Origin of the sequence: Ekhidna sp., assembly GCF_963691765.1 — a bacterium.
Lineage (GTDB): Bacteria > Bacteroidota > Bacteroidia > Cytophagales > Cyclobacteriaceae > Ekhidna.
This window is the reverse complement of sequence record NZ_OY829375.1, coordinates 935,954-955,862: the sequence shown is the minus strand read 5'-3', so window position 1 is coordinate 955,862 and position 19,909 is coordinate 935,954. Positions and strand designations below refer to the sequence as shown.

At 37.5% G+C, this 19,909-nt stretch carries 16 protein-coding genes; 5 read left to right on the top strand and 11 right to left on the bottom strand.

The annotated features are described in order from the left end of the window. Position 1 precedes the first annotated feature (1 nt). The 7 genes from ACY650_RS04580 to ACY650_RS04550 all read right to left on the bottom strand — a co-directional run bounded on the left by ACY650_RS04580 (position 2) and on the right by ACY650_RS04550 (position 9,580). Complete coding sequence (locus ACY650_RS04580; RefSeq protein WP_462252196.1) at positions 2-1,075, bottom strand: glycosyltransferase family protein; 1,074 nt, start codon at positions 1,073-1,075, stop codon at positions 2-4. A gap of 14 nt (positions 1,076-1,089) precedes the next feature. Next, the gene (locus tag ACY650_RS04575; RefSeq protein ID WP_462252194.1) at positions 1,090-2,415 is read right to left on the bottom strand and encodes a sensor histidine kinase; all 1,326 of its coding nucleotides are present in this window, start codon (positions 2,413-2,415) and stop codon (positions 1,090-1,092) included. Positions 2,416-2,443: 28 nt separating this feature from the next. Next, positions 2,444-3,823, bottom strand: coding sequence for a sigma-54-dependent transcriptional regulator (locus tag ACY650_RS04570; RefSeq protein WP_462252192.1), 1,380 nt, complete (start codon positions 3,821-3,823; stop codon positions 2,444-2,446). A 117-nt stretch (positions 3,824-3,940) separates the two neighbouring features. Then, a complete protein-coding gene (locus ACY650_RS04565; protein ID WP_462252190.1) occupies positions 3,941-5,407 on the bottom strand; it encodes a TolC family protein in 1,467 nt (488 codons plus the stop codon). Further along, positions 5,404-6,738 carry an HlyD family secretion protein gene (locus ACY650_RS04560; RefSeq protein WP_462252188.1) on the bottom strand — a complete coding sequence of 445 codons (1,335 nt, stop codon included), beginning with the start codon at positions 6,736-6,738 and terminating at the stop codon, positions 5,404-5,406. Before ACY650_RS04560 ends, ACY650_RS04565 begins: the two co-directional genes overlap by 4 nt. Further along, complete coding sequence (locus ACY650_RS04555; RefSeq protein WP_462252186.1) at positions 6,738-8,906, bottom strand: peptidase domain-containing ABC transporter; 2,169 nt, start codon at positions 8,904-8,906, stop codon at positions 6,738-6,740. Before ACY650_RS04555 ends, ACY650_RS04560 begins: the two co-directional genes overlap by 1 nt. Then, on the bottom strand, positions 8,903-9,580 hold the full coding sequence (locus tag ACY650_RS04550; RefSeq protein WP_462252184.1) for a TetR/AcrR family transcriptional regulator: 678 nt from the start codon (positions 9,578-9,580) through the stop codon (positions 8,903-8,905). The genes ACY650_RS04555 and ACY650_RS04550 overlap by 4 nt, the downstream gene beginning before the upstream one ends. Before the next feature lie 399 nt (positions 9,581-9,979). Between ACY650_RS04550 and ACY650_RS04545 the strand changes: the two genes are divergently transcribed. The 3 genes from ACY650_RS04545 to ACY650_RS04535 all read left to right on the top strand — a co-directional run bounded on the left by ACY650_RS04545 (position 9,980) and on the right by ACY650_RS04535 (position 13,441). Next, positions 9,980-11,227, top strand: coding sequence for an efflux RND transporter periplasmic adaptor subunit (locus ACY650_RS04545; RefSeq protein WP_462252182.1), 1,248 nt, complete (start codon positions 9,980-9,982; stop codon positions 11,225-11,227). A 56-nt stretch (positions 11,228-11,283) separates the two neighbouring features. Then, positions 11,284-11,994, top strand: a complete 711-nt coding sequence (locus ACY650_RS04540; RefSeq protein WP_462252180.1) for an ABC transporter ATP-binding protein — start codon at positions 11,284-11,286, stop codon at positions 11,992-11,994. A 97-nt stretch (positions 11,995-12,091) separates the two neighbouring features. Next, complete coding sequence (locus tag ACY650_RS04535; RefSeq protein WP_462252178.1) at positions 12,092-13,441, top strand: TolC family protein; 1,350 nt, start codon at positions 12,092-12,094, stop codon at positions 13,439-13,441. Between the two features lie 10 nt (positions 13,442-13,451). Here the strand turns inward: ACY650_RS04535 and ACY650_RS04530 are convergent, their stop codons facing one another. The 4 genes from ACY650_RS04530 to rsfS are packed head-to-tail and all read right to left on the bottom strand — an operon-like array spanning position 13,452 to position 17,494. Next, on the bottom strand, positions 13,452-14,240 hold the full coding sequence (locus ACY650_RS04530) for a hypothetical protein (RefSeq protein ID WP_462252176.1): 789 nt from the start codon (positions 14,238-14,240) through the stop codon (positions 13,452-13,454). Beyond that, positions 14,212-14,997, bottom strand: coding sequence for a UDP-2,3-diacylglucosamine diphosphatase (locus ACY650_RS04525; RefSeq protein WP_462252174.1), 786 nt, complete (start codon positions 14,995-14,997; stop codon positions 14,212-14,214). Before ACY650_RS04525 ends, ACY650_RS04530 begins: the two co-directional genes overlap by 29 nt. Positions 14,998-15,001: 4 nt before the next feature. Next, positions 15,002-17,062, bottom strand: coding sequence for an ATP-dependent zinc metalloprotease FtsH (ftsH, locus tag ACY650_RS04520; RefSeq protein ID WP_462252172.1), 2,061 nt, complete (start codon positions 17,060-17,062; stop codon positions 15,002-15,004). A 54-nt stretch (positions 17,063-17,116) separates the two neighbouring features. After that, positions 17,117-17,494, bottom strand: coding sequence for a ribosome silencing factor (gene rsfS, locus ACY650_RS04515; protein WP_462252170.1), 378 nt, complete (start codon positions 17,492-17,494; stop codon positions 17,117-17,119). Between the two features lie 44 nt (positions 17,495-17,538). On the opposite strand from rsfS, the gene ACY650_RS04510 reads away from it, so the two are divergent. Next, complete coding sequence (locus ACY650_RS04510) at positions 17,539-18,297, top strand: biotin--[acetyl-CoA-carboxylase] ligase (protein WP_462252168.1); 759 nt, start codon at positions 17,539-17,541, stop codon at positions 18,295-18,297. An 82-nt stretch (positions 18,298-18,379) separates the two neighbouring features. Beyond that, positions 18,380-19,687 (top strand): adenosylhomocysteinase, encoded by a 1,308-nt coding sequence (gene ahcY / locus ACY650_RS04505; RefSeq protein WP_462252166.1) that lies wholly within the window; start codon positions 18,380-18,382, stop codon positions 19,685-19,687. Positions 19,688-19,909 lie beyond the last annotated feature (222 nt).

Genomic DNA, 19,909 nt, shown 5'->3' with positions numbered 1-19,909 from the left:
ATCAGGTCAATATTTCGAGAAACTTGTTTTTAGAAGAACTACACCAGTCTCTAAATTTATCTCCCACTTCAATATGTTTTGGAAGATAGTCTAACAAAACTTCCAGATCAAAGATTTCACTCGATACCCCAGCTCCAGCTTTCTTTGCATCTAGTGCATTGCATGCCTGTTCATAATGCCCCTCTACCGGCACCATTAAAATTGGCTTACCCATATACATTGCCTCGCACACTGATTCAAAACCAGCTGTGGTAAGATAGCCTTTGCAGGTAGCCATGTATTTGATAAATTTTTCATCATCTAATTGATGAAAAGTCAGTGTGTCATCTATTTTCAATTCAGCGGGTTCATCTTTTTTGTCCCAAAAACAATGAATTGTGATTTCAGGATGTTCATTATGAAAGGCATGAACTTCTTTAGAATAACCATGATTGACCATGTACACCAAAAAATGGTTTTGAGTTTTTGTTGCCTGTTTCTTGGCTTTTTCCCTCAAAAGCGGTGGCACAACATATAATCTTTTGCTTGACTCATCAATCATGTGTTGAAAAGATAGTCCCAGAATTTTATCCGCTCCATATGCAGCAAGCCGATTGCTTAGAAGTAGAGAAAATTTATCATAGATCCTGCCCTTTGGAAATTCGAATTCTGTATGATTCAAAAGAAATTGATGAGCAATTGCAATGTGTTTAGCCTTTGGTTTTTTTAATAGAAAGTAAAGACCGCTTAGAAAATCGTAGAAATTAATGACTGTATCAGGTTGCTCTTTCTTTACTATTTCATCAATGCTTCGGATGCTTGCTAGAAAAGTTCTGTACTTCCTTAAGTTGGTTGTTATTGTGCGATAAATATTGACTGATCGAGCATTTTTATCGGTTACAAAATTCGGACTTTCAAGTTGAGTAACAGGGCTTTTGATTTGATCGGTAAAGAATTTTGGAAGCTCTCTTCTCTGGCTTTTACCCACAATGACATGGGATATCTCATGACCAATATCCGACAAGATTTGGTACAATGAAATGGCTTGAGTCATGTGCCCACGACCTTCGCCTTGCACGATGAAAATGTATTTCAAATTGAGCTAGTTACTTAGCTTGCAAACTTAAGTAGAAACTCTGTTCCTTCTCCGATTTGTGATTTTGCGGTTATGTTACCACCATGTTTCCGCATGATTTGTTTCGAAAGGCTTAATCCAATTCCAGAACCATTTTTCTTGGTAGTAAAGAATGGAATGAAGATTTTCTTCAAAGCATCTTCTTCAATACCTGTCCCATTATCAGCAACTGAGATATATGCTCCGCCTCCATCCGTAGGCATTGCAGTTATTGTTAATGATTTATTTTCTTTATCAGCAGCAGCCAACGCCTGAATAGCGTTCTTTACAACATTAATTATCACCTGCTCTATCTGCTCCCTATCGATATTAACCGTCAGTGCTGGTTTGACGGAACAATTCACAACTATGTTTGCTTGTTCTGAATCTGGTCTGAGTAACATTAGGACATGCTTAATCATATCTTCTACCTCTACAGGTTCAAGGTTTGGAAGTTTTATTCTAGTCATATTTCTGAAGTCAGAAACAAACTTTATCAGACTTTCGCTCCTATTATGTATTGTTTTGACTGACAGATAGAAATCTTCAATAGTGTCATCAGGAATCTCATTGATTTTCGTTCCGTTCTTTAAGAATTCATCAAGCTCGGTCTCAACTGTGGCTGCTAATGAAGAAATTGGCGTCACAGAATTCATGATTTCATGGGTCAGCACTCGGATAAGGTTTTGCCATGCCTCCATTTCTTTTTCTTCCAGCTCTGACTGAATATTTTGAATAGAAACCAGCTTAAAAGCTTTGCCTAGAAGTGAAAGTTCGATCGCATAAACAGCCAATTGTACTTCGTCATCATTTTTGGTAATCTTAATCAAATCTCTACCGCCAGTTTTCAACTCTGTAAATGAATTCTGAAGATTTGGGTGGTCTCTGCCTATCTGATTAATGTTTTTAATCATCTTGATATCGAGCAGCTTTTTGGCGGCATTATTCATGATTTGTACTTCACCATCAACGTCAAAAGTGATGATGCCAATACCGATATGCTGCACAATCGTGCGTAGGTATTGGTGTTGCGCCTCTTTGTCTGCTCTTATTTCACGAAACTTCTTAAGAATCTCATTGAACTCATGATAAAGCATATCTCGGCTCGACCCTGTTTTCTTTTCAGGGTACGTGTTTGTGAAATCATCATAATGAATGCTTTCCAAGAAATGCACGATCTCTCGGTTAGACTTCTCAAGAAATTGATATAGACTGTATGCTTGAAATAAGGTCAAACAGAACACCAAGAACTTGGTGAAAAAGTACGAGTCTGAATAATACAGAGACGTAAATAGAAACATGGTGAGCAGGAGAAGAATCATCCTGCCTATCAACTGAAATCTAAATGACTTATAAACCATGTTTTTCTAATCTTCTGTATAAAGAGGCTCTTGTAAGCCCCAATTCTTTTGCTGCCTTAGAAATATTACCCTCGTACTTGTTTACCACTTTCTGAATAGCAACTTTTTCCATGTCATCTAGATTATAAGAGTCTGGTTCTAGCGAAAGGTTGCTTTCTGGTTTTTGTGCAAGGAAGAAAAAATCTTCTGGCATGAGCTGATTGTTGTCGCTCATAATAATGGAGCGCTCAATCGCATGTTGTAATTCTCGGATATTTCCGGGCCATGGATACTTCTGCAATTTGTTGACTGTAGATGGCGCGACACCTTCAATATTTTTTCTGTATTTGCCAGCATACATTTTCACAAAATGATTTGCCAGTTGTTCCATGTCTTCCATTCGTTCCCTAAGTGGAGGAAGTTGAATTTCAACAGTATTGATTCGATAGAGTAGATCTTGTCTGAACGTGTTTTCATTCACCATGTCATAAACAGGCATGTTCGTAGCACTTATCAATCGTATGTCTACAGGTACTTCTTGATTGCTACCTATTCTTGTAACTTTTCTATTCTGAATGGCTGTCAAAAGTTTTGACTGCAGTGGCTGACTCAGATTGCCAATTTCATCTAAGAATAGCGTTCCACCAGAAGCCACTTCAAAACGGCCAGCTCGATCTTCTTTTGCATCAGTAAATGATCCTTTCTTATGTCCAAACAGCTCACTCTCAAAAAGGGATTCTGTAATTGCTCCCATATCCACACCAATAAAAGGCATGTCTTTTCTAAGTGATTTTTGATGAATTGCTCGCGCAATGAGCTCTTTACCAGTACCATTTTCACCAAGGATTAAAACATTGGCATCAGTAGCGGCTACCTTATCTATTAGTTTGAATACTTTTTTAATGGCATCACTTTCTCCAATAATATCCTTGAAGGCTTTACTACTATCTGCTTGAAGTGTTTTACTTGTTTGCTTTAGCTGTGTTACTTCTTTATAGCTCTTATTCAGCCTTGATGCACTAGACAAGGTGGCTAGAAGTTTTTCGTTTTGCCATGGCTTCAGTACAAAGTCTGTAGCCCCAGCCTTAAGTGCTTGCACCGCCATTTCTACATCTCCGAATGCAGTGATAAGAATAACGACAGCCTGTGGATCTTTTTCTAGGATTTGTTCTAACCAATAAAATCCTTCTTTACCACTAGTTGTATCTTGACTGTAGTTCATGTCAAGAAGAATGACATCAAACGAATCATTATTTAATAAGAATGGAATTTTACGAGGATCCTTTTCTATGACCACTTCTTTAATGTGCTTTTTGAGCAACATCTTAGCGGCTAATAGCACGTCCTCATCGTCATCGATAATTAGAATTTTATTTATTTCTTCTTCCACGGATTTTCTTTTTAAGTAATTATTGAATGGCTACAACTGTGCCAAGAGTTAAAATAGACTCTCAGGGCAGTTATTGCCTAAAAATAATGAAATAATTGTTCGAAATTGAACAGCGTATTAAGGATTATTTACAATACTGAACACATCACTAAGTCCTAGGATTGGAACACCTGTGATATGATAGTATTCTGCTTTACTCTTTTCCCATTTGGTGAATGCTTCAAAGTAGTCGGTTTGAGCTTCAATATACTTGTCTTGCTGGATGTTCAATTTGAATAAGTCAGTTTCACCATTTTGCAGATTGATTATTTCCGCATCTAAGAGGCGACGATAATTTTGAGAAACACCTTGATATTGAATTAGTAATGCTTGGAAAGTAGTACTCTGAGCGAAAGCACCTAAAACATCATTCTTTATTGCAATTTGACTTTGCGCAATTTCATATTCGTTACTTTGAAGTTTAAGTCTGGTTTGTTGCAATTTTCCGCGCTCCTTTCGAAGCAAAATAGGGAAGGAGAAGTCAATTCCCATTTTATAGTTTTCTCCAAATTCAACTCCCCTGCCATTAAAATCAGGGTCAATGGGTGCATCTATTAGTGAATAAGAAAGATCAACTTGCGGTTTAATACTCTCTTTAGCCCATTTCAAATCTGCATCTAGTTGATTCCGTTTTCCTTCAAGTTTGTTTATTTGAGGGTGGCTAGTTAATGCAAATTCAATTCCTTGTTTTAGTTCGGAATCTTGCGGGGTGTCAAAAAGTGTGAGAGAATCTGGTAGAACACCAGGAAACAGTTCGAGCGGAACCAAATTTTCAGACCAAAGATGTTTCGCAAGGTTAAGTTTTGCTAGTTCAAATTCTAATAAAGTATTTCTGTAATCAACTGTTCGTTTTTGTAAGTTGATTTTAGCTTGCAATGTATCTACGACAGCAGCTTCTCCAAACTCAAAGTCTATTAATGTACGATCAAAAAGGTTTTGAGCTAAATCAATCGCTTGAATCATCAATTGACTCTTTTGATAATATAAGTACCAATTCCAGTAATCTTTGATTATTGTGAAAAGTATCTTATTTACTTCTTTCACTTGCTCTGCAGCAGCTATTTGAGAAAAAGCATCTGCTCTTTTAATCATGTTTCGCCTTTCGTCGAAGAACAAACCTTTACCAAGCGGAACAGATATTCCTACGGCTACTTGTTGGTTGTCATTGGCATCAGGAATTAAATTTTCGCGGCTTACAAAATCTCCAGTATTCTGAATAAACTCTATTTTCGGATCGATACCAATATAGGTTGGGATTTTAAAGGTGGTCTTCAATAAGTTGTAATATTCAGTCTCTTTAAAATCCTTTAGATCATAGTCTAATTCTACTTTAGGATCGAGTTGACCCCTCGCTTCTCGTAGTGTAGCCCTGGCATTTTCATTGAGTAAGTCAGCTTGCTTTACTATTGGATGATAGGAAAGAGACATTTTGAGCACCGTTTCCAATGTCAGAAACGAAGTGTCTATTGCTATGGAATCAGTAGTGTTTACCTGACCTGCTCCAAGAATAGGTATTAGAAATATAGCTAGTAAATACCGTCTCATTTCTTAGCTGATTTTGCTTCTGTTTCGGTATCCTGATACATGGTGGCAGGAAATCCATTCATATTACGCCAGATTTCGTACCAAATTGGCACATCATTAAGCATAACCCATCCTTTTGCAGCAGAGCCGATTCTTAGTAGTGATGGCCACTTTTCATCAGTAATATCTGGTTTAACTATTATTCGAAATTTCCCATTTTTACTTTCAACTCGGTCAATGATAGCTACCTCACCACCAAAAGTTCCTACTGATGCATTTGGCCACCCTGAAAAGGCTAACGCCGGCCAACCATCAAATTCAACTCTTACTTTTCTTCCCTTTGCAATCAAAGGCATGTCCATAGCCTCGATGTACATTTCAAATGCTATGTCTTCTGATTCAGGTAGGATAGTAGCTACGGCACCTCCTTCTTTTATTGTTTCTCCAATCCCGACTTTAACGGCATGAACAACATATCCAGATTGTGGCGCTTTAATTTGATACTGAGATTGTCGAACCTGAACATTGGTTAATTCATTTTCCATCTTCACAATTTCAGCTTGTGTCTCATTCCTGCCCGCGATGGTTTCGTTCAAATTCGATTGAGCTTTGCTGATTTTGTCAGAATATTCTGCGTCAATAGATGCAAGTTCAAGTGTTGCGTTTGCTAAATCCGCTTTTCTCTGAAGCCATTCATTTTCTGCTTTCAGTACTTTGGCTCCACTCATTTGAAATTTATTCTCAATCTCCTGAAACTTGGTTAGCGTAATGTTTCCAGCATCAAATCGATTTTTGTTTCGATTGAATATACTTTCGGCGTTTTCATAGTTCACTTGAGCTGCAACAAAAGCAAGCGAGTCTGCTTCCAACTTTAACCTTGACTGTTGAAGCTTATTTTTAGCTTGTGCCATTTTGGCTGTTACTGCGTTGCCAAGTGCTACAATTTGTTTGTTAAGAGCTGCAATTTTATTGTCTTTAGCCTCAGCAGCATTCTTCTTAGCCCTCACCTGTTCTTCAATTCTTGAAATCAGATTTGGATCAAAATACTTATCCTTTATTTCAGATATCGTGAGGAGTACATCTCCTTTATTTACATAATCGCCTTCAATGACATGCCAATTAGTGATTCTGCCAGCTATGGCCGACTCCACCATTTGTGGCCGATTACCGGGATTCAAGGCGGTAAGTCTACCTTTTCCTCGTATGTTTTGCTGCCAAGGTAGAAATAGAAATAAGATGAATATGGTAACCGCAATCATCAATACCTTGGCCACTGTACGCCCAATACTTGGTGTTTTTAAAGTTCTGAGAGAATACAGTTGGGTTTCTGCTAGTTTGTCTAATTGATCCATTAGTAGATGTCTTTAAGTATTTCCTCTTTTTTAATTAATTCCTCGAACGGACCATAAGCGCGTTCTTCGCCTTCCTCTAAGAATAAAACATTGTCACATGCTGCCATTACCAATGGATCGTTTGATACAACTATCAAGGTCCATTTCCTTTTCTTGTCGGTAAGTAGATTGATTAGTTCAATTCTCTCTCTCTTGGAGAAATTGTTGAAAAAATCATTGAGTATGAGCATTGCAGGTCTTTTTGCTAGACATCTTGCCAATACCATTTTATTCACAAACGACGATGAAAAACCTTTACCTCCTGCAAGCATCTCTGTATGCAAGCCTCCAGGTAACACGTTGATTTGATCTTTTAATCCTACATCCTCAATTGCATCAAGTGCATTTTTAATGTCTGATGTGGGTTTACCTACCAGGATGTTTTCAAGAATTGTCCCTTCAAAAATATCTTCCTGTGATACGTTTTTCCCAATTCTATCTCGGATATAGGTAGCATCAAGATCTCGAAGAGAATATCCATTATAAGTCATGATGCCGGAATAATTTTGATGTATTCCAGCAATGATATTAGTCAGGGTTGTCTTCCCAGATCCACTTCCTCCGCTGATACATAATGACCTTCCTTTATCAACTTGCAGAGACAAGTTTTTTAATGAAGGCTTTGTGCCTGAAGGGTATGTATATGATACATCATCCATTTTTACTTCATACCCATCCTTAAGCTGGCCTTCAGGAATATCAATACCACCCGAATTTTCAAGTGGAAGATCTGTTACATGCGAGATCTTGTCTACAGCTGTGAGCATGTCGTATACTACGTCCATATACATGATGATTTTCTCAACTGAAGCCAGCACAAGGATGATAATTACTTCTGACGCTACAAACTGGCCTAAGGTGATTTCTCGTTGCATAACGAGTATCGTACCTAGTATTAGCAAGCCGCCAGTAATGATTGCTTTAAAAAGAAGGATAAATGAATATTGCGCAATAAGAATCTTAAAGTGAGAATTTCTGTTTTCAAGATAATTATTGACCAAATAATCGGTTTTCCTAAGCGGTAGCACAGTATTTCCAGCTAGTTTGAAAGAATAGAGCGTGCGAGCCATTTCCTCTAACCAGTAAACCACTTTGTATTTATATTTTGATTCCTTAATCGAACTTTTTAACCCTTTAGGGCCAGTGAAAAAGAATATCAAGAACAAGAGTCCTAAAAGGCCAATGCCAAACGCTATAAAGAATGGGTGGTAAAATGCTAATAGGAGAAGACCGAAAAGTATTTGTATGATACCTGTTGAAAGGTCAATTAGAATTTTAGGCAATCCTTTTTGTAGTGTAAGCACGTCAAAGAATCGATTCATCAATTCTGGCATGTGCATGTTCAGTACAGACTCCATTCGAATTCTAGGTACCCGGAACGCAAATTCAAAAGCTGATTTTGTAAATACTCTACGTTGTAGGTACTCCACGATAGTTATCTGAAGTACCTGTAAAACTCCAGTGCCAATAGTTCCAAATATGATTAACCCAATTAGTAAATAAACTGAGCTGAAGACAACACCCCCAGAGATTAGCTCTACCGCTGCCTGAATTCCTAATGGAAGAGTTAAGCTTACCAGTCCAATAAGAGCGGCATATACATAAACAAAAAAGATGTCTTTCTTATCTGCTGAAAGCAATTGAAACAATCGCCTTACAGGCGAGGCTTTCTTTTCTTCATCTTCGTTGGCAGACATAAAGCTTTGATAAGCAAAGCAAGAAAGGGTATAAACTTCACCATGTTGATTGGAAGAGAAATTGAGCTCCTCAAGGTTATTGATTTCCAATTGCTTCATATCACCGGAATTGGTGATAAATTCCAAATACATCTTCTTCCTGTCCTTTGTCAAAAAGGCAGGGTAAAAACCTTCTTGCTCAACAAAAACAATCAAAGGAGTCTTATTGTCTGTAATGAGGTCTTTGAGTGTTTCTTTGTTCAAATACTTCTCCATCAAAACGACACCTGCATCGTTTGCTGCCTCAATCAGATCTCGCTGAAATTCAGCGATTTCATGAGTCTCGTATTGTCGTGGAATCATGTCAACGCTCTGAAGATTTGAAATATTCAAATCCATTTTAAGCTTTGATGCACATTCCTGAAGGCATCTTATTATTTGCTGATTATTCATTTTTTCAGAGAGTTGAAAATGATGGTAGATACATATTGGAAATTTTGTTCACGAACATCAGCGCCGTTCTTTAAATCTGATAGTCGTGGTAAATGCTCAGCAAAAAATAATTGCTGATGAGCGGCTTCTAAGCAAGTGCTTGATAGAGATCTTGGAAATTCAAAATCAGGATTTATTTCAGTCATATATGAAGCAATGGTTTCACATAAAGACTTATAACCTCGAAATACCCCTTCCTTATTAATTTCATCTACATTCTTTGTTAAATATGTTTTATCGGATTCGTTTATAACAATTTGCTGAAGTTCTGATTCACTTATCCCTGGGAAATTATCATCATCCTTTAGCTCCTCTGTGATTAATCGAATAGCGATGCTTAGTTTTTCTTCCGGGTCGGCTATGTTGTGTGTTTCGAAGGTGATTCGATACTCCACATAACTCCAATACCAAGAAATTAAATAAACAAGAAGTCGGTGTTTATTTTCAAAATATCGATAGATAGAAGCCTCTGTTGACCCTATTTCTACCGAAAGCTTCTTGAAAGTGAAAGATTCAAAACCAATTTTATTTATCAATAGAATGCTTTCTTGAACGATTTTCTGGCCTAAATCACTTGATTGTGGATCCCTTAAATAGAGTGCAGGATTTAGTTGAATTTGAAGTTTTGCTATCATTTCAGTTTAGTTCACTATCAAAAATAATAGTAAAGCTATCATAACGAATTAAAATCAATATGGTTTTCATTTTTTTTTAAGTTCTTTTTTTGCTATCATTGAAGTCATTAGTCCTTTTTATTTTGAGTTTTTGACCTTTGGGTTCAGGTGTTAGTCCTCCTGAACCTTTTTTTTTGCCACTTAACCAAAGTCAGCGGCTCACGCACAATTCCCTTAAAAATTGAAATTCTACAAAATTTGTGATCGAATACGAACACAATTATGTACCATTATGTACACGACATTTGCTTTGTTTTTCCTGACACATCTCGTAATCAATTGTTTTACAGTGAGTTACAATTAATGGCATCCTTATTGGCATTGTGGTCAACCGAAAACCTAAAACGACCAAATTGTTAGATGGATAGAAAGATCAAAAAGAAAAAATGGACGGTAAAGAAGATTAGCATCTACTGCGGTAGTGGACTATTGGTAGTCTTCATTGTTTACAACTTCTTACTCTCGGGAGGAGGAACCAGACTCAATGTTGAAAGGAATAAAATCAATATTGCCACTGTGCATGAAGGAGATTTTCAAGAATTTATTCCTGTAGACGGAAACGTTCTCCCAATTTTAACTATTCGTCTTGATGCAATTGAAGGCGGAGTTGTTGCTGAAAAATTCTATGACGGTGGAATTTTAGTAGATAAGGGAGATACAATCTTATCTCTCGCAAATAATGATTTACTGCAAAGTTTTGTGAGAGAAGAAACGCAGGCTTTTATTCTTGTAAATAATCTCGAGAATACGAAGCTAGGACTACAGAGGAATCAATTTGATTTAAAACGTAACTTATTAGAACTAGACTATCAGATTGATCAAGCAAGAGATGCATATGAAAGAGGTCAAAAACTCTACGAGGACAAAATTATCTCTGAACAAGAATTCCTAAATCTTAAACGCGAGTATAACAGGTTGAGCGATAACCGTGAGATTCAAGTTGAATCAAATCGTTTCGACTCAATTACTGCGGTTACTCAGATTAGACAAACGGAAGCTACATTAGAAAGGACTAGAAACAACCTGGAGATGATTAAAAAGAACCTTGAAAACTTATATATCAAGGCTCCAATCTCTGGAAGATTGTCTACTGTGAACGTCGAAGTAGGAGAATCAATTGGTACTGGACAGAACATTGGACAGATTGACGACCTAAATGGATTTAAGGTTCGTGCAACTATTGACGAACATTATATATCTAGAATATATGCGGGACTAAATGGCACGTTCACTTTTGCTGGAAATGATTTCGGCTTAGCGATTACAAAAGTGTATCCTGAAGTGAATAATGGACTTTTTGAAGTTGATATGGCTTTCGATACCATTCCAGATGGGATTAGAAGAGGTCAGACACTTCAAATTAGACTTCAGCTTAGTGAAAATATTACTGCAGTGCAGATACCTAGAGGTAGTTTTTATCAGACCACTGGTGGAAACTGGATATTCGTAGTGAATGAAGGTGAAACTGAAGCAGTGAGAAGGGATATAAGACTAGGTCGACAAAATCAACGCTACTACGAAGTGGTGGAAGGATTGCAACCTGGAGAAAAAGTTGTTGTCTCTTCATATAGAGGATATGAAGACAAAGACATTCTCGTAGTTAAGTAACCAATTAGATAAAAGAAAGTAATTAAATAGAATCCAAAGACTAAACTCAATAAATCATGGAAAACGCTAAAGCACTTATTCAAACGAAAGATTTGAAGAAATTCTACTACACAGATGAGATCGAAACGACTGCTCTTGCTGGAGTTAACCTTACTATCAAAGAGGGGGAATTCGTTGCGATCATGGGACCGTCTGGTTGTGGTAAATCAACACTACTCAATATAATTGGACTATTAGACAACCCTTCTGAAGGTGAGTTTCATTTTACGGACTTAGAAATCTCACAATATAAGGAGCGTCAGAGAGCAGATCTAAGAAAAGCGAATATCGGTTTCGTATTCCAGAGCTTTAACCTAATTGATGAGCTTACTGTATTCGAAAACATCGAGCTTCCATTGATTTACTTGAAGTATTCTGCATCTGAACGTAAGAAAAGAGTGGAGGAGGTAATGGAGCATATGAAAATTATGCACAGAAGAAACCACTTTCCTCAACAGCTATCAGGAGGTCAGCAACAACGTGTGGCTATTTCAAGAGCTGTAGTTGCAAAACCTAAATTGATTCTTGCGGATGAGCCTACTGGTAACTTGGATTCTGCAAACGGACAAGAAGTGATGAACCTGCTTACTGAGCTTAATGAAGCTGGGACTACAGTAATCATGGTGACTCACTCTCCTGTTGATGCTGAATACTCGCACAGAGTCGTGCACTTGTTTGATGGACAGATTGTGTCTGAAAACATCAATGCAAAAGAAGCTTTAGTGTAATCTCTCTTCATACTTACACGGTCAGTTCCTGGTCTATCAATTTTGATAGACCAGTGTAACTGTACTCCTTAGAAAACCTTATCAAGACCTTATAACCATGCGAAAACTCATTTTCGGGACTATGCTTATCATGTACTTTCTGTCTTCTGCTCAGAACGAACAGGCAGTACAAGAACTTTCACTTGATGAATGTATCAATGTTGCTCTTGAAAGAAATATTGGACTTAAAAGAGCTAAAAACAATCAGCTCATTGCTAAGGCTAATAGATTTCAGGCGATAATGAACTTTTTCCCGTCTGTAACAGCAGGAATCAACTATGATTACTTCTTAGGTAACTTTTTTGATCAAAATGCTGCACGTCAAGTTTCCGCAACTACAAATACTTCAAATCCGAATCTTTCTGCCAACGCTACTTTATTCAATGGCTTTGCCAATCAGTATTCATTGAAGCAAAGAATCAATGAGGAAAGATCAGCAAAAGCAAATGTTGATAATGCAATGCTTAATGTACGCGCGAGTGTATTGTCTTCTTACCTGGATGTTGTCCTAAGTAAGGAAAATCTAAAAATCGCTACAGAGAGAGTTGAACTTCTAGAAAATCAACTTGATCGTGAAGAGAAAAGGGTATCAGTAGGAGTTGGCAATCTCGATGCTGTTTACAACTTAAGATCGCAGTTATCTAATGAAAGACAGAATCTTATTGATGCAAGAAACCTAGTCGAATCAAACATGCTGACTTTGATTCAAAGCATGCAGTTGGATCCGAAAAATAGGTATGATGTAAAACCTGAATTTATTGCAGAAGAAGATCTATTGGCTGATTTAGAGCCATTCGATTTAATTCTTGGTGAAGCGCTTGAGTTAAATCCATCAATCGAAGGTGCAGAAGCTGATAGAAAAGCTGCAAAGTATAATCTCAAAAATAATTCAGCACAAAGACTACCAACAATCACTGCATTCGGCAGAATCGGATCTAATTACTCGTCGAATGGAGCACTAAATCCAGAAACTGGTGCATTTGAACCGGACGCATCGTTTGCAGACCAATTGAGATTTAATGAATTTGAATACCTGAACTTCACATTAAATATTCCAATTTTTAACAGATGGAGAACTAATACTAATGTTCAAACTGCCAAAGTTGGTGTGCTTAATGCTGATTTGGACTATCAAGATGCAGTAGTTAGTGTTACCAATCTTGTTCAAAGAGCATATTTAGATATGGTTAATGCACAGACTAGTTATTCAGCGGCAAAAGATAACTTAGAAGCTCAGCAGTCAATTTTTGAGTTCATGAAAAAGAGATTTGAAACAGGTAATACTGATTTCAACTCTTATCAAGAAAGTCTTACCAATAAGAATAGAGCAGACCTTCAGTTGTTAAGAGCTAAGTACTCATTTGTATTTAGAAAGCGAATTTTAGATTTATATCGAGATAATGAGTAGAGTTTAAGCTTTACTCTGTCAATTGGTAGTAAGTAATGCGCTTATTTTCTAAACTCAAGAAAAGATCATTTGACTTTAGGAGTGCATTATTTTTTGAAGGGTTAGCTAGCGCCTTTTTCACTGTTCCCTTGTAAGGATTAATTTCAATTACCTCTTCATTACTGATGCAATAAAGTCTTCCTTTATCAATTTGAAAATCTATAAAACCATTGATTTCCAAATCTTGAATGACTCCACCAAACTGATCTAAAATTTTCATACCTTCTTCGCTCCCAATTATGAGGATATTTTGATATGCTTGAATCCTCTTGATTGAGTCACCAACTTGAATTTGTACTTCTAACACCGTGGTTTGAAGTAGTGGATCAATCTTTTTTAATCGTTGCGGGTTGTTTTCTATGATCCAAAAATCACCATCAGGAGCAGGGCATGCTGCCATTCCTATTTCAAGGTCAAGATCAGAAAGTAAGTAATTTTTAGGGACAGAAGAAAACCTATCGAGAATAGTAATTCTTTGATTGTCAAAGTAAAATAAGAATGGTTTTAAATTATTCTGGACATCAATTGACGTAATTGATGAATAATTGGAAAGTGAGAAGTTTTCGAGAACCTGACCTTCAGCACTGTACTTAAGAAGTTTTCCATCCTCGAATCCTAGAAAAATATTCCCCTGATAGTCGACAGTGTAAGATGAGGGATTTTGTGCGAGATCTATTGATCTAACTTCCTCCCAACCTTGGCCATAAATGTATAGAGGGAATAAACTAAGACTAACCTTCAAAATTTTTAAGTACCGCATGATTTCCATCAAATTCGAGATATGAACATTGATTAATCCACTCTCCTAAATTAAAATACTTAGAATTTTCTGATACCTCCAACTCTAGCGGCAAGTGACGATGACCTAATATATAGTAGTCATGATGTAGGTTGTCATTCATAGATTTACAGAACTGCCATATTGGCTCATCATCACCTTTGAAAGCTTCATCTAAATGCCCGCTAGATTCTCTGCTTTTTTTACTCCAATACTTGGCAATACTGACACCTACATTTGGATGTAACCATTGAAAAAGCCATTGAAAAAAAGAATTTGTAAATACGCTCTTAGCAAATTTGAAGAAACGATCTCCTGGACCCAGTCCATCTCCATGTCCTACAAAAATCTTTGTGTTCATCACTTCTATCGAAACAGGCTTTTTGTAAACTGGAATTCCAAGTTGAGATGGAAAATATTTGTCCATCCATAAATCGTGGTTGCCAACAAATAAGACAATAGTAATGCCTTGATCCACAAGCTCTGCGAGCTTACCTTGAAAGCGAATGAAGCCTTTAGGTATTGTTGTATGATACTCAAACCAAAAATCGAAGATATCACCAACCAAAAAAATGGCTGAAGCATCTTTAGATACATGCTCCAGCCATCTAATTATTTTCTTTTCACGCTCCAGGCTTTCTTTCTCGTTTGGTGCGCCTAGATGAAAATCACTTGCAAAGTAAAGTTTCTTATCTGAAGGTAGCTCCTTAAAAGAGCTTATAAGCTCAGGTACCTTCATCTATTTATTCACTTTTTGCTTCCGCTGTAGACTCTTCCTGTTCTACCGCTTCCTTTACATCATTTTTAACTTTATCTAAGTCCTTAGCTTCTTTTTTCTTATCCTCTTCCTCAGCATCTGACGTTCCATTTGTAAACGCATCATACGTGGTTTGAGTCTTAAATGGTCGCTTGCCGATTAATTCTTCAAGATCCGATTGGAAAATTATTTCTCGTTTGAGAAGCTCTTGGGCAAGGATTTCAAGTTCATTCTTCTTAGAAAGTAATAGCTTCTTGGTTCGTGCATATGCAACATCAATTAATGCCTTTACTTCTTTGTCTATCAATTCTGCAGTGGCATCAGAATAAGGCTTTGTGAAGTTGTAATCAGACTGCTTAGAGTCATAAAATGATACATTTCCAATTCGGTCATTCATACCGTAAACGGTTACAATGCTGTAAGCCAACTTTGTTATTCTTTCTAGGTCACTCAATGCGCCAGTAGAAATTTTGCCGAAAATAATATCCTCAGCCACACGGCCTCCCAATGCCATGCACATCTCGTCCATCAGTTGCTCTGTCTGATACAAGAACTGCTCCTTAGGTAGATATTGTGCATATCCAAGTGCAGCAACACCACGTGGTACAATACTAACTTTCACCAATGGGTCAGCATGCTCTAAGAACCAGCCAGCTACTGCATGGCCTGCTTCATGGTATGCAACAATTTTCTTCTCTTCAGGAGAAATGATTTTATTCTTTTTCTCAAGACCACCAATAACTCTGTCTATTGCATCTTGAAAATCCGTCATGTCAACCTTGGATTTATCTTTTCTTGCTGCAATTAGAGCGGCCTCATTACAAACGTTAGCAATTTCTGCACCCGCGAACCCAGGAGTCTGCGCTGCAAGCTTTTTAGTATCTACATCTTTTGCTAACTGAATAGGTTTGATGTGTACTTTGAAAATTGCTTCACGTCCAACAATGTCAGGCTTATCTATACTGATTTGACGGTCAAATCTTCCAGGTCTTAGTAATGCGGAATCAAGTACATCCGGTCTGTTGGTTGCTGCTAAAATTATTACACCAACGTCAGTAGAGAATCCATCCATCTCTACTAGTAATGAGTTTAATGTGTTCTCACGCTCATCGTTAGATCCGGGCATTTGACCTCTACCTCTTGAACGACCAATGGCATCGATTTCATCAATGAAAACGATACAAGGCGCCTTTTCTTTTGCTTGCTTAAAGAGGTCTCTAACTCTTGCGGCACCGACTCCAACAAACATTTCTACAAAGTCAGATCCAGAGAGTGTGAAGAATGGAACGCCAGCTTCGCCAGCTACAGCTTTTGCCAATAGCGTTTTACCCGTTCCTGGAGGGCCTACTAAAAGCGCACCCTTAGGTATTTTACCACCTAGTTTGGTAAATTTTCCTGGATTTTTAAGGAACTCTACGATTTCTCGAATTTCTTCTTTTGCTTCTTCTAATCCTGCTGCGTCAGAGAAGGTGATCTTAACTTTATTCTCTGCGTCAAATAATGAAGCTCTTGATTTACCAATATTAAATATCTGTCCACCAGGACCTCCACCACCAGTCATTCTTCGCATGAGGAACCAGAAGCCGAATATTAATAGGATCAAAAATCCCCAATTAAAGAAGATGCTAGTATAGTCTCCTCTTTCTTCAATTTTAAAATCTAACCTTTGATCTTCCGGGATTTCGGATTGCAGTGCTTCATAGTCTCTAACGAATTTCTCCACGCTTACGATCTCTACTTTATAGTGTGGTCCACCTCCGTTATTTAGTATACTGCGATTCTGCTCAAGTTCAATTTTGTATTTGGTATTACTTAAAGCTTCAGGCTTAAGTGTGATCTCAATGAAATCTTGGTTCTTTATTAGTACAATTTTTTGCACGTCATTGGATCGAACCATTTTCTCAAATGAACGATAGGTTGTGGTTACTGCTCCACTATCATTTGAAAATACAGTTAGTCCTATGACTAGTGCTAGTAGTCCTCCAATTAGCCATCCCTGAAATCCGGGTCTTGGCTTTGGTGCATCTTTTCTTTTCTTATCGGGCATTCTTTTGTTCCTCCTGTAAAATTTTTCTGTTTAGCTAAACGAGGTGATCGGTTATTAGTTCACTTCTACGCGGGTAATTTGTGCATCACCCCATAACTCCTCTAGTCCGTAAAATGTTCTTTTTTCTTTATTGAATACATGGGCAACTACATCAACATAGTCGAGCAATATCCATTCTTTGTTTTGCCTGCCTTCTCGTTTCCAAGGATTTTGTTTAGAGTTTTTGTGAATTTGTTCTTCAATAGAGTCAGATATTGCATCAATCTGAGTATCTGAATTTCCACTGCAAACAACAAAATAATCAGCTATTGCGTGCTTCACATCACGTAAATCCATAACTATCACATCTATGGCTTTTTTATCTAACATCCCCTCAACTACCCACTCGCTTAGTACTTTAGAGTCTATGTCCTTACTTGTCTGCTGATTCACTAAATGTTAACAATTAATTTTGTCACAAATTTACATTAATTCTATTGCATAAAATCTTTGCCAAACCCTTATTCTTAGGTAAAAAAGTAGTTTTTCTGCCACAATGTCATTCTACCAACGATGAGTTGACCAAGATGATAAAGGAAATTGATGAACCGGAGGGGCTTTTGGTGTATACAGATGATCAAATTCAAGGTAAAGGTCAAAGAGGAAATGTCTGGTTGGCAGAGCCGGGAAAAAATATCCTAATGTCACTGTTGCTTCGACCTAAATTTCTGGCACCTGCGGATCAATTTTACCTTAACCTCGTAATAGGACTTGCAGTTGTCGACACCATTCGAAATGTGGTTGAGGCTGAAATTGAATTAAAGTGGCCAAATGATGTCTATTTGAACGATAAAAAGGTTGCGGGAATTTTGATAGAAAACAATTTGCGTGGCAGTTCGCTGGAATCTTCAGTTGTTGGAATTGGAATTAATGTAAATCAAAAAGGATTTGCTTTGAGTACAGCAACTTCAATTTGGTTGGAATCCAACAGTTTATTTGAAAGAGAAGTACTTATCGAGGATCTACTTTTTAACGTTGAAAAGTGGTATCTGAAGCTTAAAAATGGTGATAAAACAAACATTTTAGATGAGTATCATAACTTATTAAGATGGAGAGGTGAATTACACATTTTCAGATCCAGTTCAGGTGAATTTGAAGGTGAAATAATAGGCATTGATAAGAACGGAAGACTTTCTATTAATCAATCAGGCACTCTGCAGACTTTCGGAATTAAGGAAGTTGAATTCTTAAGATAAAAGGCAGGAACCAAAATGATGATTAATGGTTATATCTTTGCACTCCGAAATTTAGAAATCAATTCGTGAAACAATATAAGTAATGAGCGTAACTACGGAAAAATTCAAAGTAAAAGACATTGCCCTTGCAGATTGGGGAAGAAAGGAAATCGAGTTAGCAGAAGCTGAAATGCCTGGTTTGATGGCGCTTCGCGAAGAATATGGCAAGGAAAAGCCTTTGGCAGGAGCTCGAATTGCAGGATGTCTTCATATGACTATTCAAACAGCTGTTTTGATTGAGACATTGGTTGAGCTAGGTGCTGATGTAACATGGTCTTCTTGTAACATTTTCTCAACACAGGATCATGCAGCAGCAGCGATCGCCAAAGCAGGAGTTCCTGTTTATGCTTGGAAGGGAATGAATGAGGAGGAATTTGATTGGTGTATAGAACAAACGTTATTCGCTTTTGAAGACGGGAAGCCATTAAACATGATTCTTGATGACGGTGGAGATCTTACCAACATGGTATTGGATCGTTACCCTGAGTTAGTTGCTGATATCAAAGGACTTTCTGAAGAGACGACTACTGGAGTTCACAGACTTTACGAAAGAGTGAAGAACGGGACACTTCCGATGCCAGCGATTAATGTGAATGATTCTGTTACAAAATCAAAGTTTGATAACAAGTACGGATGTAAGGAATCATTAGTAGATGCAATCAGAAGAGCAACAGATATTATGTTGGCAGGAAAAGTTGCAGTTGTAGCCGGATATGGTGATGTAGGAAAAGGATCTGCTGCTTCATTGAGAGGAGCAGGCGTTAGAGTAATAGTTACCGAAATCGATCCGATATGTGCACTTCAGGCAGCAATGGATGGATTTGAGGTGAAGAAAATGAGCAATGCTGTTTCTAGAGCTGATATTGTCGTTACTACTACAGGTAATAAGGATATTGTAAAAGGTGAGCACTTCAAAGCCATGAAGGATAAGACAATTGTTTGTAACATCGGACACTTCGATAATGAGATTGATATGGCCTGGATGATTGAAAACTATGGAAGTACCAAAGTAGAGATTAAGCCTCAAGTAGATCTTTACAATGTTGATGGTAATGACATTATCATTCTAGCTGAAGGAAGACTGGTGAATCTTGGATGTGCAACTGGACACCCTTCATTTGTGATGTCTAATTCATTTACAAATCAAACACTTGCTCAATTAGAATTGTGGAATAACAGTGATTCTTATGAAAACGAAGTGTATATGTTGCCTAAGCATCTAGATGAGAAAGTGGCAGCACTTCATCTAGCAAAAATTGGTGTTGAATTGGATACGCTTTCACAAGATCAAGCAGATTACATAGGAGTTGAGGTAGCTGGGCCGTTCAAGCCAGAGTATTACAGATACTAATCAACTGTACAACGACTTTAGAGAAGGATCCTGCATTTTGTAGGATCCTTTTTTTATTACTTCTGACTGAATGGCAGACTTTGATGTCTGGCAAGATTTTGGATCATTTCATCATACGTTGAATAATTGATTGTCACTTGCTGAACAATCGATATGGAATTGGGTTAGATATCTTGAATTCAAAAAAAGAATTCTCTTATTTAGAACAAATCTAAATCAGCG

Coding starts and splice junctions, on each gene's coding strand:
- ACY650_RS04575 (WP_462252194.1), bottom strand. CDS start 2,415: ATGATTCTTCTCCTGCTCACCATGTTTCTATTTACGTCTCTGTATTAT.
- ACY650_RS04565 (WP_462252190.1), bottom strand. CDS start 5,407: ATGAGACGGTATTTACTAGCTATATTTCTAATACCTATTCTTGGAGCA.
- ACY650_RS04560 (WP_462252188.1), bottom strand. CDS start 6,738: ATGGATCAATTAGACAAACTAGCAGAAACCCAACTGTATTCTCTCAGA.
- ACY650_RS04555 (WP_462252186.1), bottom strand. CDS start 8,906: ATGAATAATCAGCAAATAATAAGATGCCTTCAGGAATGTGCATCAAAG.
- ACY650_RS04550 (WP_462252184.1), bottom strand. CDS start 9,580: ATGATAGCAAAACTTCAAATTCAACTAAATCCTGCACTCTATTTAAGG.
- ACY650_RS04545 (WP_462252182.1), top strand. CDS start 9,980: ATGGATAGAAAGATCAAAAAGAAAAAATGGACGGTAAAGAAGATTAGC.
- ACY650_RS04540 (WP_462252180.1), top strand. CDS start 11,284: ATGGAAAACGCTAAAGCACTTATTCAAACGAAAGATTTGAAGAAATTC.
- ACY650_RS04535 (WP_462252178.1), top strand. CDS start 12,092: ATGCGAAAACTCATTTTCGGGACTATGCTTATCATGTACTTTCTGTCT.
- ACY650_RS04530 (WP_462252176.1), bottom strand. CDS start 14,240: ATGCGGTACTTAAAAATTTTGAAGGTTAGTCTTAGTTTATTCCCTCTA.
- ACY650_RS04525 (WP_462252174.1), bottom strand. CDS start 14,997: ATGAAGGTACCTGAGCTTATAAGCTCTTTTAAGGAGCTACCTTCAGAT.
- ftsH (WP_462252172.1), bottom strand. CDS start 17,062: ATGCCCGATAAGAAAAGAAAAGATGCACCAAAGCCAAGACCCGGATTT.
- ahcY (WP_462252166.1), top strand. CDS start 18,380: ATGAGCGTAACTACGGAAAAATTCAAAGTAAAAGACATTGCCCTTGCA.